Genomic DNA, 14,711 nt, shown 5'->3' with positions numbered 1-14,711 from the left:
GCCCATCGCCGAAGGCGACGCGGAGTGGAGCGCAGCGCAACGCAGCGCCCTTGACGCGGCTCGCGGAAGCACGACACTGACAAAGAAGCGAGTGGCCCGACGGCCACCTCACGCACCGGCCTCCACCGCACACTCGAACCACACGGTCTTCCCGCCACGGGGCTCGGGATCGGCACCCCACCGGTCGGTCACCGCAGCCAGCAGGGCGAGCCCTCGCCCGTTCTCCGCGTTGGGCGCCGACTCCACAGCGAGGACTATGAGACGGGGCACCCAACGGCCAATCCGGACGCGGTTGAGTCCCGTTCGCTCCGTTACGATCACCTGCAAGCCGCAGCCTTGCCGGTCAAGGACCCGGCAGCGCTGATCCGGCGAGTGATGGAGGAACGCTATGAGGAGCAACTCGCACCTGACAGGGATCACATGGCGTAAGTCGAGCCACAGCGGCGATACGGGGGGATCGTGCGTGGAGATCGCCGACATGCCCGGCTCCACCGTCGTCGTCCGGGACTCCAAGAACCCGGCGGGCCCGATCCTGACCCTCCGTCCCGCGGCCTTCACCGCCCTCCTGGCGTGGACGACCGCCGAACGGTCGCAGTGACCCCCTTCTCGCGGTCCTGGACCGCACTGCTCGCCGCGGTCGCCGGCCTCCCGGACGAGGACTTCGAGCGCCCGTCCGGCTGTAGGGGCTGGCTCGTACGGGATCTGGTGTGCCACTTGGTCATCGACGCCCAGGACGTCCTGATCACGCTGGTCACGCCCGCCGACACCGAACCGACGGCGGACGCGGTCACGTACTGGAACCTGGTCGACCCGCCGACCGGCGAGGACCCGCTGGACGCGCTGATCCCCCGCCTGGCAGCCGCGTACGGCGACCCGGCGCTGCTCAAGTTCCACCTGGACGACGTGGGTTCCGCGGCGGGCCGCGCCGCCGAACTGGCCGACCCCGCGGCCCGCGTGAGCACCCAGGGCAAGGTCCTGACCGTCGGCGACTACCTCTCCGCCTACGTCCTCGAGTGGACCCTGCACCACCTGGACCTGATCGCGCACCTGCCGTCGGCTCCCGAGCCCCCCGCCGAAAGCCTCGCGGTGGCCCGTACGGCACTGGAAGCGATCGTCGGCACCGCATTCCCCGCCGGCCTCTCCGACACGGCCGCCCTGCTGATCGGCACGGGCCGCCGTCCACCGACAGCCGACGAGGAATCCGCCCTGGGCGGTCTCGCCGCCAGGCTTCCCTTCATCCTCGGCTGAGCCGTGGCGACGCGCCCTGGAAGGGGCTCGTCTGCCCTCCCGTGATGTATACGTCGACGTATACTCCCGACATGGCTGATGCGATGATCCGGGTGCCCGCCGAGGTGCGCGACCGGCTGGCGGTGATTGCGGAGTCCCGGGGGACGTCGATCCGGACGCTGGTGCAGGAGTTCGCGGAGTCGACCTTGACCGAGGAGGAGCGCCGGGAGAAGGCCGAGCGGACTCGTGCCTATCTGGCGGAGCACTTCGGTGTCGAGGTGAGTGACGAGGAGAGCGCGGCCATGGGGCGCAGGCTTCGGGAGGCGTTCGCCCGGCCGCAGGGCGAGGACGCCGCGTGATCCTGCACCACCTGGTCCTCGACACGCCGACCCTGCTGGCGCTCGCCGGCAATCGGCAGGTGTCCGCGCTCGTTCACCGTGCCCACTTCGAAACGGAGACCCGCCTGTGGGCGCCCGCCCTGTCGGTCCTGGAGGCCGACCGTGAACGGCTCGGGATCGCCGAGCACGTGGGGCAGCTGGAAGTCCTGCACATCGTGGATCTGGACTACCCCGCGGTGCTCGCGGTCGCCGAGATGCACCGTGACGGTGTGCGGCCCGGGATCGGTGCCGCGATCCACGCGGCCAGGCATCTGCCCGAGTGGGGCGCCGGTGCGCTCGTGGCCACGGTGGACGTCAAGGCGTACAAGGGGCGTGGGGTGCCTGTGCTCGATCTCGAGCGCTGAGATCGCTGAGATCGGTTGGCGAGGCGAAGGTGAAGGCGGCGGCCCCGGGGATCGTGGGGTCGCCGCCTTCGGTATGGGGGTGCGGGGCTGTCAGTACCAGTGGTTGGCCTGCCAGAAGGACCAGGCGTCGCAGGCGCTGCCGTAGCGGTCCTTCATGTAGTCCAGGCCCCACTCGATCTGGGTCGCGGGGTTGGTCTTCCAGTCGGAGCCGGCCGAGGCCATCTTGGAGGCGGGCAGGGCCTGGACCAGACCGTAGGCGCCGCTGGAGGCGTTGGTGGCGGTGGGGTTCCAGTTGCTCTCGTGCTGGACGATCTTCGAGAAGCACTGGAACTCGGCCGAGTCGCCGATCATCTTCTTCGCGGTCGCCTGGGCCGAAGCGGCCGTCCCCGTGGTCGCGGCCTGCGCGGGCGTGGCGGCGATCAGTGTGCCGCAGGCGGCGGCCGCGAGGGCGGCGCCGGCGAGGGCCTTCTTCGGGGTGGCGACGGTGCGGAGGAGGGAAGCGGCGGACACAGGCGGCCTTTCGGTCGGGAACAGGGTGGTCGCGTTGCGCCGTGCCGGATGCCGCGGTGTGCGGCGGGGGCATGCGTCGGCGCCGCGACCCGTGGGGTTCGTCGGCGCCTGGCGACCGCTCCACGGAAACAAATCCCGGGATTGCCCGCAAAGGTCGCTTTTACTACCGGAGGTCGGAGGGGCGCGGGGTGCGTACGCGCGTGACGGCCGGTTTGCGGGGCGAGGCCCCGTGTTCGTCCTCGGTGCCCCGCTACGGTGCCGGGTCGTAGGTGACGCGGGTCATGTGGGGTGGTTCACCGTCCCGGTCACGGGGTGCGCGCGAGGGCTCACCGAGGGGTGTCCTCGAAGGTGACCGGCGCCTCGAAGGCCGCCCGGCGGGTGGCCCGGCGGAGGGCCTTCAGGACCGGGGTGCCGAGGGCGAGGGTCAGGGCGACCGTGACCAGGGCCCGGCCCAGGTCCCAGCCGAGGGACGTCGCCAGGCAGTACGCCAGGAAGCGGGCCAGGTTGGTGGGGAGCGACGCGTCGGGGGAGAAGGAGATGTTCGAGGCCAGGGCGGACATGAAGGGCCAGCCCGCCATGTTCATCACCGTGCCGTAGGCGAAGGCCGCCAGGAAGCCGTAGGCGGCGAGCAGCCAGAGCTCCGCGCGCCCGCGCAGCCGGTCGGCGCCCGGCAGCAGGGCCGCGCCCATCGTGAACCAGCCCATCGACAGCATCTGGAACGGCAGCCAGGGGCCGACACCGCCGGTGAGCAGGGCGGACGCGAACATCGTCACCGAGCCGAGGACGAAGCCGAAACCGGGGCCGAGGACCCGGCCGCTGAGGACCATGAGGAAGAACATGGGTTCCAGGCCGGCCGTGCCCGCGCCGATGGGGCGCAGGGCCGCGCCCGTCGCCGCGAGGACGCCGAGCATCGCCACCGCCTTCGGGCCCAGGCCCGATTCCGAGATCGTCGCCGCCACGACCGCGACCAGCAGGACCAGCAGGCCCGCGAAGAGCCACGGCGCGTCCTGGGCGTGGGCGTTCACGGAGGAGTCGGGCGGGGCGAGGAAGGGCCAGCCGACGCCCGCCACGCCCACCGCGCTCACCAGGGCGAGGGCCGCCCATGAACGGGGGCCCAGGCGGACGGCCCGGGTCTGGCGCTGCGGGCTCTCGGCGCCGGTCACCGCAGCGCCTCCCGGACCTGGGAGACCGTGAGCCAGTGCTGCGGGGCCAGGATCTTCGCCACCTGCGGGGCGAAGGACGGGGACGCCACGACCACCTCCGCCGCCGGGCCGTCCGCGATCACCTCGCCCTCGGCGAGCAGGACCACCCGGTGGGCGAGCTCCGCCGCCAGTTCCACGTCGTGCGTGGCCATGACGATGGCGTGGCCCTCGGCGGCCAGTCCGCGCAGGATCGTCACCAGGCGGGCCTTCGCCGCGTAGTCCAGGCCGCGGGTCGGCTCGTCGAGGAGGAGCAGGGGCGGGCGCGTGGTGAGGACGACCGCGAGGGCGAGGGTCAGGCGCTGGCCCTCGGACAGATCGCGGGGATGGGTGTCGTCGGCCACCGAAGGGAGCAGCTCGGTCAGCAGGGCGCGGCAGGTGCCCGGCTCGGCGCCCGCGTCCCCGTCGGCGGCCGCGCACTCCGCCGCGACCGTGTCGGCGTACAGGAGGTCGCGGGGTTCCTGGGGGACCAGGCCGACGCGGCGGACCAGGTCGCGGGGGCGGGTGCGGTGGGGGACCGCGTCGCCGGTGCGGACCGAGCCCGAGGAGGGTGCGACCAGGCCCACGAGCGCGCTGAGCAGCGTCGACTTTCCGGCGCCGTTGCGGCCCATGAGGGCGATCGTCTCGCCGGGGGTGACGGTCAGGTCGATGTGGCGCAGGGCCTGGACGCGGTCGCGGCGGACCGCGAGGGAACGGACCTCGGCCACGGGGGTGGGGGCCGGGGTGTCGGGCTTCCTGCGCGGGAACAGCCCCCTGGGGGCCGGTGCCGGTGGCTCGGGTTCCCGGGCGGGCGGTCGCCTGTCGGCGAGGCGGTCGCGCAACGGGCCCGCCTTGCGCCGTGCGTCGCGGACCGTCAGGGGGAGGGGGGACCAGTCGGCGAGGCGGCCCAGGTCGACCACGGGGGGACGGACGGGGGAGACCGCCATCACCTCCGGCGGGGTGCCGAGCCACGGCCGCTCGCCGGGGCCCGGCAGCAGGGCCACCTGGTCGGCGTACTGGATGACGCGTTCCAGGCGGTGTTCCGCCATGAGGACGGTGGTGCCGAGGTCGTGGACCAGGCGCTGGAGGACCGCGAGGACTTCCTCCGCCGCCGCGGGGTCGAGTGCGGACGTCGGTTCGTCGAGGACCAGCACCCGGGGGTGCGGGGTGAGGACCGAGCCGATGGCGACGCGCTGTTGCTGGCCACCGGAGAGGGTGGCGATGGGACGGTCGCGGAGGTCGGCGAGGCCGAGGAGGTCCAGGGTCTCCTCCACCCGGCGGCGCATCACGGCCGGAGGGATGCCCAACGACTCCATGCCGTAGGCGAGTTCGTCCTCCACCGTGTCCGTCACGAAGTGGGAGAGCGGGTCCTGGCCCACCGTGCCCACGACGTCGGCGAGTTCACGCGGCTTGTGGGTGCGGGTGTCGCGGCCCGCGACCGTGACCCTGCCGTGCAGGGTGCCGCCGGTGAAGTGCGGGACCAGGCCGCTCACCGCGCCCAGCACCGTCGACTTGCCGACGCCGGACGGGCCGACGAGGAGAACCAGTTCGCCCTCGGGGACCTCGAAGTCGACGCCCCGGACGGCGGGTTCGTCCACGCCGTCGTACGTCACCGACACGTTCTCGAAGCGGATCACGTCGTCGGCTCCTTGCGGGTGTGCGACGCCTCGGGGGCGGGGGTGACGAAGGCGGGGAGTAGGCCGATCAGGACGGCCGCCGCCGGCCACAAGGGGAGCGTGGGCGCGACGAGCGGGACCACACCGGGGTGCAGGGCCGCCGGGTCGCGGGACGCGGCGAGGGTCAGGAGGGCGGCCACGGCGACTCCGGACGCCGTGACCAGCCAGGCCCGGGCGTCCCAGGGGTCCGGGCGGTAGCGGGTGCGCAGGGTGCGCCGGCCGCCGAGCCACAGGCCCGCGAGGGCGGCGGCGACGCCGGCGAGGAGGACGGGGAGGCCGTAGGTGCCGCCCTCGGCGGTGAGCAGCCCGTACGTTCCGGCGCAGACGCCGAGCAGGCCGCCGAGGGTGAGGGCGGCGGTGGTACGGCGGACGGCGGGAGGTACGTCGGCGGTACGGCCGTATCCGCGCGCGTCCATCGCGGCGGCGAGGGCGACCGAGCGTTCCAACGCGCCCTCCAGGACCGGGAGTCCGACCTGGAGCAGGCCGCGGACGCCCTTGTCGTGCCGGCCCCGCAGACGGCGGGCGGCGCGCAGGCGCTGGACGTCGGCGACGAGGTTCGGGGCGAAGGTGAGGGCCACGACGACGGCCACGCCGAGTTCGTACAGGGCGCCGGGGAGGGATTTGAGCAGGCGGGAGGGGTTGGCGAGGGCGTTCGCGGCGCCTACGCAGATGAGGAGGGCGGCGAGGCGGAGGGCGTCGTACAGGGCGAAGGTGAGGGCCTCGGCGGTGACCTTGCCGCCGAGGCGGATGCCCTGCGCCCAGTCGGGGAGGGGGACTTCGGGGAGGTGCACGAGCACGTGCGTGCCGGGGATGGGGGAGCCGAGGAGGACGGCGAAGGCGAGGCGGATGAGGAGGACGGCGAGGGCGAGTTTGACGAAGGCGCCGTAGGAGCGGGACCAGGGGGCGTGGGGGCGGCGGGTCGCCACGACGTAGGCGGAGACGGTGATGAGGAGGGTGAGGAGGAGGGGGTTGGTGGTGCGGGTGGCCGCGGTGCCGAGGGAGAGGGCCCAGAGCCACCAGGCGCCGGGGTGGAGGTGGGTGCGGTGCCGTTGGACGTACCCGGGGGTGGGTTGCTCTGCCGGCGTTCGCCGAGTGCCTCCCCCACTCTCGGCTTCGCTCGAGCGGGGGGACCCCCATCGCCCACCCGTGCCGCCCCAGCGGCACGACTGCCCGCAGCTGCGCGGGCACGACTGCCCGCAGCTACGACGCACGGCGGCGGGCCTGCCAGAGGGCTGCTGTTCCGAGGAGGACGACAACGGCGATTCCCGCCACCAGGCCGATCGACGGGCCGGAGTCGTTCGACTCGGTCTTTTCCTCCGTGGGAGCGGCGGGCTTCTCCGCCGCGACCTGTTCTCCGCAGCCCTTCTTCGGGTAGCCCGCTATCGCGCACAGCAGGGCGTTGGTGTCGTAGCGGAGGGGTTTGGCGACCGAGGCCAGGGCCTCGGCCGTGGTGGCGTCCTCGGGGACCCGGGCGCAGGCCGTACGGCCCGGCGGCGGGGTTTCGCCGGACGGGGCGTCGGCGGAGGTGCCGAAGTCGATGACCAGGGCCACGCGTTTCCTGCCGTCGGCCGCCGGGGTCTTCGCGCAGATGGTGTCGAAGTCGGCGGTGCCACGGGGCTTCGCCGCGTCGGCGGAGTTCTCGCTGACGGAGAAGCGGAAACCGTGGACGTCGCCGTCGGCGGGGCGGGCGAGGGACGGGCCCTGGGTGGCGTACGTCCATGCCGTGCCGTTCTGCTCCCAGAAGGACCAGTAGCGGTAGCCGACGGCCTGGGCCTGGCCCGCGCCCACCGGCAGGGGCAGGAGCGCGGCCAGGAACAGGACGGTGGCCCGGCGGATCACGGCTGCTGCTTCTTCGCGCGGCCGCTGATCAGGAAGCCGATGCCGATACCGGCGACCAGGCAGACGCCGACGAACCACCAGACGCCGAAGCCGGAGTCGGACTCCGACTCGTCCTTCTTCTCGTCCGACTTCGTCTCCGCGGTCTTCTCGGCGGCGGCCGGGCCCGTCGCGCCGAGCTGCTTCACGAGGTCCGTCCCGCCGAAGTCGCGCGGGTCCGCGCCCGTCGCGTGGGCGGCGAAGATCAGCTGGGCGTAGGCGGCGGGACCGCTCCGGGTCGCCCAGTCGGCGGCGTTCTTCTCCAGCCAGGCCAGGGACTTGCCGGCCTGCTCCTCGGAGCCCTGCGCGGCGAGTGCGACGACCGCGTCGGCGGTGTTGCCGTAGTCGGGCTGGTCCTCGGCGCCGGGGAGGGCGGAGGTGAGGTGGCCGTTCTCGGCGAGGGCGTCGGTCAGGTAGGCGGCGCCGTTGGCGGCGGCCTGTTCGGGGCCGTCGGCCTTCTCGCAGGCGGCTGCCTTCGCCTCGCCCTTGCCGGGCTCGACGACCAGGCCCGCACCCAGCGAACCGAGCACGCCCGCCGCCGTCGCGTCCGCGTTGGCGACCAGTTCGCCCTTCTTGTCCGGCTGGAAGGCGAAGGCGCCCGCGCCGTCGCCCTCGCAGGGGAGCGCCAGCTTCAGCAGGGCGTCGTAGGGGGACTTGCCGTCCTTCTTCACCTCGGCCGGCTTCTCACCGGCGGCGGCGAGCGCGCCGATGACGACGGAGGTGGAGTTGGTGTCGCTGGCGCCGCCCGCCGTGTAGCCCCAGCCGCCGTCCTCGTTCTGCGCGGACTTCAGCCAGTCGACGGCCTTGTCCGTGACGTCGTCGTGGCCGCCGAGCGCGGCGAGGGCCTGGACGGCGGCGGCGGTCTGGTTGGTGTCGACCATTGTCTTCGCGTCGCACGCCTTGGCGGTGTCGGCGCGGTACGGGGCGAAGGAGCCGTCGGCGCACTGCTGCCCGGTGAGCCAGTCGACGGCCGCCTTCGACGGCTCGACGCCGACCGTGTGCTGGGCGAGCAGGGCGAGCGACTGGCGCCAGACGCCGTCGTACTGCGGGTCGCCGTCGCCGTACAGGGCGGAGGGGAGCCCCTGGGACGGCGACGGGGACGGGGAGGTGTCGGCGGCGGCCGGAGTGGCGGCGCCGATCACGGCGACGGCGGCCAGGACCGCTGCGCTGCGGCGAACATTCATGATCGGCGGGTGCCTTCCCTGCAGGAGGGCCGGGCAGCGCGGGACACCCCGGCGGCTCGGCTCCGTATGCCTCGACGGTGCCGTGCACCGGCGGAGCGCCGGGCACGTGAGCCGGTCACGAACCGTGCGGGGCAGTCCGGCTCACCGTCCTGGCGGACGGTTCACGATAGGGGTCTCCCCGAGTCGAGCGAAGTCGAGACTTGGGGAAGGGTCAGCGCCGGAATTGCACCGGCTTCCCCCCGTACGGTGTGATGACGACGCCGACACTCTACCCGCCCGTAGGGAAGGGGTCAGGGGTGGCTTCGGTGAGTGGGGTCACGTGGGCCGTGAGACGCGCACCGCACCCGCGGTCCCGGAAAAGGGGTGCGGGTGCGGTGGGCCGGGTCAGGACGCCGTGCAGGCGCCGACCTGCGGCGGGGGTGTCGTACCGCCGTTCACGGTGAAGCCGAAGCTGGTCGAGGCCCCGGCCGCGAGCGTGCCGTTCCAGCTGGACCGCACCGTCATGACGGTGCCGCCGCTGTCCCAGGTGGGTGAGCCGTTCCAGACGGAGACGACTTTCTGCGGGGCCGTCATGGTGACGTTCACGCTCCAGCCGGTGATCGGCGAACTGCCCGCCGTGATCGTCACCTTGCCGTTGTAGCCGTCGCCCCACTGCTCCGCCGTGGTGTAGGTGGCGGTGCAGGCCGCGCCGGGCGTGCCCGGACCGCCGGGGCCACCACCGGGGGTGCCGCCCAGGGCGCTCAGTACGGCGTCGTAGGCGGGCTTCTTGTTGTAGTTGTTGTCGAACAGCAGGGGGGTGCCGCTCGACCGCCACGAGTACTTGTCCGGGATGCCCCACACCGTGATGCCGGTGCAGCGCGTCACCGCGAGGCAGGCCCGTACGACATTGCCGTAGTCGGTGGCCTGGGCCTGGCCCGAGCCCTCGATGTCCAGCTCGGTGATCTGCACGTCGACCCCGAGGTCGGCGAAGCGCTGGAGGTTGGCCTGGAAGTCGGAGGGAACCGGCGAGTTGCTGTTGAAGTGGCCCTGGAAGCCGACGCAGTCGATGGGGACGCCGCGGGACTTGAAGTCCTTGACCATGTTGTAGACGGCGGTGCTCTTCGCGTTGACGCCGTCGGTGTTGTAGTCGTTGTAGCAGAGCTTGGCGGCCGGGTCGGCCGCGCGGGCGGTGCGGAAGGCCTCCTCGATGAAGCCGTTGCCGAGCTTGTCCTGGAAGGGCGAGTTGCGCCGGGCGCCGCTGTTCCCGTCCTGGAACGCCTCGTTGACCACGTCCCAGGAGTGGATCTCGCCCTTGTAGTGGGTCATGACCTGGGTGATGTGGTTGTTCATCGCCGACCGGAGTTCGGTGGCGCCGAGTCCGGAGACCCAGCTCGGCAGCTGGGAGTGCCAGACCAGGGTGTGGCCGCGGACGTCCATGCCCTGGCTCTGGGCGTGGTCCACGATCTGGTCGGCTCGGCTGAAGATGAAGGAGCCGCGGCTCGGCTCGACGGCGTCCCACTTCATCTCGTTCTCGGGCGTCACCGAGTTGAACTCGCGGTCGAGCGTGGCCGCGTACTGCGCCTCGCCGAGGTGGTTCGCGGCGACGGCGGCACCGAAGTAGCGGCCCTTCTCGGCCGCCGCCGCGCCCAGGGTGTCGGCGGCGTGGGCGGTGGTCTGGGGGAGTGCGGCGAGCGCGGTGACGGTGAGCAGGGCGGTGGTGGTGGCGCCGAGGGCGGCGCGCGGTCGGCCGCGTGCGGGGCCGCCACCTCCGGCTCCCGTTCTCGCTCGCTTTCCGATCATGAGCATGTCATCCCTTCTCCGGTGGGTCCCGTGCTACGGGTGGGCGGGATTGCTGCCGTGCGGTCGAACGAAAGTTTCGGACTCGGTTCCGAATTTCCGCGGAGACGATACGGCTCGCCGGAGGGGTGGTCAATCATTCGCGCAGGACGGAATTGGTCGGCGCATGAGGGTCGGTGAAGCGGAAATCCGTCATCGGTGTTAACGGAACAATGTCGAAAGTTTCGTCGACGAGCATCAGTGATCGCCGGTGGTCGCCGGTGGTTGTCAGCGGCCGTCGGCGCTCTCCGGGGTCGTCAGATCCATCAGGCGGCACGCCGTTTCTATGTCGACCCTGACCTGGGCGATGGAGGCGCGGCCCGAGAGCCAGGTGATCAGGGCCGAGTGCCAGGTGTGCTCGATGACCCGGACGGCCGAGAGCTGCTCGGGCGTGGGATCGGTGAGCTCCATGGCGTCCAGGATGATCATCGTGGTCTGCCGCGAGACCTGATCGACCTCCGGGCTCACGCTGCGGTCCGCGAACGTCAGGGCGCGCACCATCGCGTCGGCCAGGTGCGGCTCCCGCTGGAGCGCGCGGAAGGCCCGCATCAGGGTCTCGGCGACCCGCTCGGCCGGGGTCTCACCGGCCGGCGGCTTCTTCCGCAGCGTGCCGTGCAGGGTCTCCAGCTGGTCCTGCATGGTCGCGACCAGGAGGTGGATCTTGGACGGGAAGTAGCGGTACAGCGTGCCGAGCGCCACCTGCGAGGACTCCGCGACCTCACGCATCTGCACCGCGTCGAAGCCGCCCCGGCCGGCCAGCTGCGCGCACGCCCGCAGGATGCGGCGCCGGCGCGCCTCCTGGCGCTCGGTGAGCGGTGAGGCCGGGGCGGGGCGCGCGGTGCCGGCCTCCGCCGTCGCCGCCTTGCTCGCCATGTCCGCCTTGGCTGCCCTGGCCGCCTTGTCCCTGTTGGCTTCCGTAGGCATGGGTCCCGTCCGTGACAGTCGGTGAGGATGGATGATCAGACAGCATGGCATGCCGTCCGTCGTGGCGTGAATCACCTGATCCGCTGCTGCCAGCACCCTTACCTGCCGGTAGATTCGGATCCTCCGAACGATCAACTCTGAAACTTGTTCTAGATGAGCGTCCCGGCGTAATCTCGCGTGACCGTGCAGGGAGAAGGGGGCCCAGAGTGACCGCTGAGGCCAGTCAGGCCGGGCCCTCGCAGGGGCCCGCATCCGACGGCTTGCGACCGCTCCGCATCGCACTCCTCACCTATAAGGGAAACCCGTTCTGCGGCGGGCAGGGCGTCTACGTACGCCACCTCTCCCGCGAACTCGCCCGCCTCGGACACCGCGTCGAGGTCATCGGCGCCCAGCCCTATCCCATACTCGACGTCCTCGACGAGGACCGTGACGGGCCGAGCCTGACCGAACTGCCCAGCCTCGACCTCTACCGCCAGCCGGACCCCTTCCGCACCCCGAAGCGCGACGAGTACCGGGACTGGATCGACGCGCTCGAGGTCGGCACGATGTGGACCGGCGGTTTCCCCGAGCCGCTGACGTTCTCCCTGCGCGCCCGCCGCCATCTGCGCGCCCGGCGCGGCGACTTCGACGTCGTCCACGACAACCAGACCCTCGGCTACGGCCTCCTCGGCGACCTCGGCGCCCCCCTGGTGACCACCATCCACCACCCCATCACCGTCGACCGGCGGCTGGAACTGGACGCCGCCGAGAACTGGCAGCGGCGGTACTCGGTGCGCCGCTGGTACGCCTTCACGCGGATGCAGAAGAGGGTGGCGCGCCGCCTGCCGTCCGTGCTCACCGTCTCCGGCAGCTCCCGCCAGGAGATCGTCGACGACCTCGGCGTACGGCGGGACCGCGTCCACGTCGTCCACATCGGCGCCGACACCGACCTGTTCGCGCCCGATCCGTCGGTGCCGGTCGTACCGGGCCGGATCGTGACCACGTCCAGCGCGGACGTGCCGCTGAAGGGGCTGGTCTTCCTCGTCGAGGCGCTGGCGAAGGTACGCGCCGAACAGCCCGGGGCGCACCTCGTCGTGGTCGGCAAGCGGCCCGCGGAGGGGCCCGTCGCGCAGGCGATGGAGCGGTACGGCCTCGAGGGCGCCGTCGAGTTCGTCAAGGGCATCTCGGACGCCGAACTCGTCGACCTGGTGCGGTCGGCGCAGGTCGCGTGCGTGCCGTCGCTGTACGAGGGGTTCTCCCTGCCGGCCGCCGAGGCCATGGCCACGGGTACCCCGCTGGTCGCCACGACCGGCGGGGCGATTCCCGAGGTGGCCGGCCGCGACGGGGAGACGTGTCTCGCCGTACCGCCCGGCGACGCGGGGGCGCTGGCCGCCGCGCTGACCCGGCTGCTCGGGGACCCGGAGCTGCGCGCCCGGCTCGGGGCGGCCGGCCGGGAGCGGGTGCTGCGGCACTTCACCTGGGCACGCGCGGCCCAGGGCACGGTGGCCCACTACCGCGAGGCGATGGCCCGCGCGGGCCGGGACACGGGCGCCGCCCGCGCGATGGAACCGGCTCCGCGCCGTCCGGCCCCGACAGGCACAGACGTCCTCCCGGACACGGGCGCCGTACCCGTGGACACAGCCGACACCTCCGACCGCGAAAGCAGGGCCACGTGCTGACCGTCGACTTCTCCCGGTTCCCGCTCGCCCCGGGCGACCGCGTCCTGGACCTCGGCTGCGGGGCCGGCCGGCACGCCTTCGAGTGCTACCGGCGCGGCGCGCAGGTCGTGGCGCTGGACCAGAACGGCGAGGAGATCCGCGAGGTCGCCAAGTGGTTCGCGGCGATGAAGGAGGCCGGGGAGGCACCCGCGGGGGCCACCGCCACCGCCATGGAGGGCGACGCCCTCGCCCTGCCCTTCCCCGACGAGTCCTTCGACGTCGTCATCATCTCCGAGGTGATGGAGCACATCCCCGACGACAAGGGCGTCCTCGCCGAGATGGTGCGCGTGCTCAAGCCCGGCGGCCGGATCGCGATCACCGTGCCGCGCTACGGCCCGGAGAAGGTGTGCTGGACGCTGTCCGACGCCTACCACGAGGTCGAGGGCGGCCACATCCGCATCTACAAGGCGGACGAGCTGCTCGCGAAGATCCGCGAGGCGGGTCTGCGCCCGTACGGCACCCACCACGCGCACGCGCTGCACTCGCCGTACTGGTGGCTGAAGTGCGCGTTCGGCGTGGACAACGACAAGGCGCTGCCGGTGCGGGCGTACCACAAGCTGCTGGTCTGGGACATCATGAAGAAGCCCCTGGCCACCCGGGTCGCGGAGCAGGCGCTGAACCCGCTGATCGGCAAGAGCTTCGTGGCGTACGCGACCAAGCCGCACCTGCCGCGCGCCGCGGCCGAGACGGGGGCCGCGGCCGGGGCCGAGGCGGACGCCACGTGACGACCCCCCGGACCGAACACCTGGTCCTGCCCGGGGTCCTGACCGCAGGGCAGGCCGCCGCGACCGTCGCCGGCATCCTCGCCGTGCAGCGGGAGGACGGGGCGATCCCCTGGTTCCGGGGGCACCACCTCGACCCGTGGGACCACGTCGAGGCCGCGATGGCCCTGGACACGGCGGGCGAGCACGCCGCCGCCGAGCGGGCCTACCTCTGGCTGGCCCGGCACCAGTTGGCGGACGGCTCCTGGTACGCGGCCTACGCCGACGGCGACCCGCTCGACGTCACCGACCGGGGCCGGGAGACCAACTTCGTCGCCTACGTCGCGGTCGGCGTGTGGCACCACTACCTCTCCACCGGTGACGACACATTCCTGGACCGCATGTGGCCGGTGGTGTACGCGGCGGTGGAGTTCGTGCTGCGGCTGCAGCAGCCCGGCGGGCAGATCGGCTGGCGGCGCGACGACGACGGCACGCCCACCGCGGACGCGCTGCTCACCGGCTCCTCCTCCGTCCACCACGCGCTGCGCTGCGCGCTGGCCGTCGCCGAGCAGCGCGAGGAGCCGCAGCCGGACTGGGAGTTGGCGGCGGGCGCGCTGCGACACGCGATCCGGCACCACCCGGAGCGGTTCCTCGACAAGGACCGCTACTCCATGGACTGGTACTACCCGGTGCTCGGCGGCGCGCTCACCGGCGCGGAGGCCAAGGCCCGGATCGAGGAGGGCTGGGACCGCTTCGTCGTCCCCGGACTCGGGGTGCGCTGCGTGGTGCCCAACCCGTGGGTGACCGGCGGCGAGTCGGCCGAACTCGCCCTGGCCCTCTGGGCGATGGGCGAGTCCGACCGCGCGCTGGAGGTGCTCCAGTCGATCCAGCACCTGCGCGATCCGGAGACCGGCCTGTACTGGACGGGCTACGTCTTCGAGGACGACGCGATCTGGCCGCGCGAGCTGACCACGTGGACCGCCGGCTCGCTGCTGCTGGCGGTCGCCGCCCTCGGCGGCCACGAGGCCACCTGCGCGGTCTTCGGCGGCGACCTGCTGCCCAGGGGACTGGACCCGGACTGCTGCTCGCTCGCTTGAGCCGGCGACCACACGGGCCCAGGCCTCGTCGAAGGTGCTGTGTTCACTGGGGGTGCCCCCCAGACCCCCGGGTCACGGGACCAGT

Annotated in this window: 16 protein-coding genes and 1 pseudogene; 8 read left to right on the top strand and 9 right to left on the bottom strand. The window is 72.7% G+C overall.

Annotated features, from left to right (window positions below; all coding sequences use genetic code 11):
- Window positions 1–108: 108 nt before the first annotated feature.
- Window positions 109–246: a hypothetical protein gene (locus tag KUM38_RS08145; protein ID WP_254396844.1), complete on the bottom strand. Its 138-nt coding sequence runs from the start codon at window positions 244–246 to the stop codon at window positions 109–111.
- Between KUM38_RS08145 and KUM38_RS41670 the strand changes: the two are divergent.
- The 5 genes and pseudogenes from KUM38_RS41670 to KUM38_RS08125 form a co-directional block, all read left to right on the top strand.
- Window positions 241–429: pseudogene (locus KUM38_RS41670) on the top strand (XRE family transcriptional regulator); the annotation flags it as partial. The gene KUM38_RS08145 and the pseudogene KUM38_RS41670 overlap by 6 nt on opposite strands.
- 34 nt (window positions 430–463) lie before the next feature.
- Complete coding sequence (locus KUM38_RS43240; protein ID WP_308408924.1) at window positions 464–598, top strand: DUF397 domain-containing protein; 135 nt, start codon at window positions 464–466, stop codon at window positions 596–598.
- Complete coding sequence (locus KUM38_RS08135; RefSeq protein ID WP_217128610.1) at window positions 595–1,248, top strand: maleylpyruvate isomerase N-terminal domain-containing protein; 654 nt, start codon at window positions 595–597, stop codon at window positions 1,246–1,248. Before KUM38_RS43240 ends, KUM38_RS08135 begins: the two co-directional genes overlap by 4 nt.
- Window positions 1,249–1,319: 71 nt before the next feature.
- On the top strand, window positions 1,320–1,586 hold the full coding sequence (locus KUM38_RS08130; protein WP_217128598.1) for a hypothetical protein: 267 nt from the start codon (window positions 1,320–1,322) through the stop codon (window positions 1,584–1,586).
- Entirely contained in the window at window positions 1,583–1,969 is a 387-nt protein-coding gene (locus tag KUM38_RS08125) for a hypothetical protein (RefSeq protein ID WP_217128597.1), read from the top strand. Before KUM38_RS08130 ends, KUM38_RS08125 begins: the two co-directional genes overlap by 4 nt.
- Before the next feature lie 90 nt (window positions 1,970–2,059).
- Here KUM38_RS08125 and KUM38_RS08120 read toward each other — a convergent pair whose 3' ends face one another.
- The 8 genes from KUM38_RS08120 to KUM38_RS08085 all read right to left on the bottom strand — a co-directional run bounded on the left by KUM38_RS08120 (window position 2,060) and on the right by KUM38_RS08085 (window position 11,080).
- Window positions 2,060–2,479, bottom strand: coding sequence for a lytic transglycosylase domain-containing protein (locus tag KUM38_RS08120; RefSeq protein WP_217128596.1), 420 nt, complete (start codon window positions 2,477–2,479; stop codon window positions 2,060–2,062).
- 326 nt (window positions 2,480–2,805) lie between these two features.
- A complete protein-coding gene (locus KUM38_RS08115) occupies window positions 2,806–3,642 on the bottom strand; it encodes an ECF transporter S component (protein WP_217128595.1) in 837 nt (278 codons plus the stop codon).
- On the bottom strand, window positions 3,639–5,294 hold the full coding sequence (locus tag KUM38_RS08110; RefSeq protein WP_217128594.1) for an ABC transporter ATP-binding protein: 1,656 nt from the start codon (window positions 5,292–5,294) through the stop codon (window positions 3,639–3,641). Before KUM38_RS08110 ends, KUM38_RS08115 begins: the two co-directional genes overlap by 4 nt.
- Complete coding sequence (locus KUM38_RS08105; RefSeq protein WP_374227045.1) at window positions 5,291–6,589, bottom strand: energy-coupling factor transporter transmembrane component T; 1,299 nt, start codon at window positions 6,587–6,589, stop codon at window positions 5,291–5,293. The genes KUM38_RS08110 and KUM38_RS08105 overlap by 4 nt, the downstream gene beginning before the upstream one ends.
- Entirely contained in the window at window positions 6,534–7,172 is a 639-nt protein-coding gene (locus KUM38_RS08100; RefSeq protein ID WP_217128593.1) for an SCO2322 family protein, read from the bottom strand. The genes KUM38_RS08105 and KUM38_RS08100 overlap by 56 nt, the downstream gene beginning before the upstream one ends.
- Window positions 7,169–8,392: a prenyltransferase/squalene oxidase repeat-containing protein gene (locus KUM38_RS08095; RefSeq protein ID WP_217128592.1), complete on the bottom strand. Its 1,224-nt coding sequence runs from the start codon at window positions 8,390–8,392 to the stop codon at window positions 7,169–7,171. The genes KUM38_RS08100 and KUM38_RS08095 overlap by 4 nt, the downstream gene beginning before the upstream one ends.
- A gap of 384 nt (window positions 8,393–8,776) precedes the next feature.
- On the bottom strand, window positions 8,777–10,177 hold the full coding sequence (locus KUM38_RS08090; RefSeq protein WP_374227044.1) for an endo-1,4-beta-xylanase: 1,401 nt from the start codon (window positions 10,175–10,177) through the stop codon (window positions 8,777–8,779).
- A gap of 258 nt (window positions 10,178–10,435) precedes the next feature.
- Window positions 10,436–11,080, bottom strand: a complete 645-nt coding sequence (locus KUM38_RS08085; RefSeq protein WP_217128609.1) for a TetR family transcriptional regulator — start codon at window positions 11,078–11,080, stop codon at window positions 10,436–10,438.
- Between the two features lie 257 nt (window positions 11,081–11,337).
- Here KUM38_RS08085 and KUM38_RS08080 point away from each other — a divergent pair, with 257 nt between their 5' ends.
- From KUM38_RS08080 to KUM38_RS08070, 3 genes are read left to right on the top strand one after another with little or no spacing between them, the layout of a single operon-like run.
- A complete protein-coding gene (locus KUM38_RS08080; protein WP_217128590.1) occupies window positions 11,338–12,789 on the top strand; it encodes a glycosyltransferase family 4 protein in 1,452 nt (483 codons plus the stop codon).
- A complete protein-coding gene (locus tag KUM38_RS08075) occupies window positions 12,783–13,553 on the top strand; it encodes a class I SAM-dependent methyltransferase (RefSeq protein ID WP_217128589.1) in 771 nt (256 codons plus the stop codon). Before KUM38_RS08080 ends, KUM38_RS08075 begins: the two co-directional genes overlap by 7 nt.
- Window positions 13,550–14,626: a prenyltransferase gene (locus KUM38_RS08070; RefSeq protein WP_217128588.1), complete on the top strand. Its 1,077-nt coding sequence runs from the start codon at window positions 13,550–13,552 to the stop codon at window positions 14,624–14,626. Before KUM38_RS08075 ends, KUM38_RS08070 begins: the two co-directional genes overlap by 4 nt.
- Window positions 14,627–14,711: the final 85 nt, after the last annotated feature.

Source organism: Streptomyces sp. AC558_RSS880, from assembly GCF_019049255.1.
Classification (GTDB): Bacteria; Actinomycetota; Actinomycetes; order Streptomycetales; family Streptomycetaceae; genus Streptomyces.
Note: the sequence above shows the minus strand (reverse complement) of the source record. Positions and strands in the feature narration are given on the sequence as shown.

What these genes read in the sequence shown, in the direction of transcription:
- KUM38_RS08130 (WP_217128598.1), top strand. Translation starts at nt 1,320, where the DNA reads ATGGCTGATGCGATGATCCGGGTGCCCGCCGAGGTGCGCGACCGGCTG.
- KUM38_RS08095 (WP_217128592.1), bottom strand. Translation starts at nt 8,392, where the DNA reads ATGAATGTTCGCCGCAGCGCAGCGGTCCTGGCCGCCGTCGCCGTGATC.
- KUM38_RS08090 (WP_374227044.1), bottom strand. Translation starts at nt 10,177, where the DNA reads ATGCTCATGATCGGAAAGCGAGCGAGAACGGGAGCCGGAGGTGGCGGC.
- KUM38_RS08085 (WP_217128609.1), bottom strand. Translation starts at nt 11,080, where the DNA reads ATGGCGAGCAAGGCGGCGACGGCGGAGGCCGGCACCGCGCGCCCCGCC.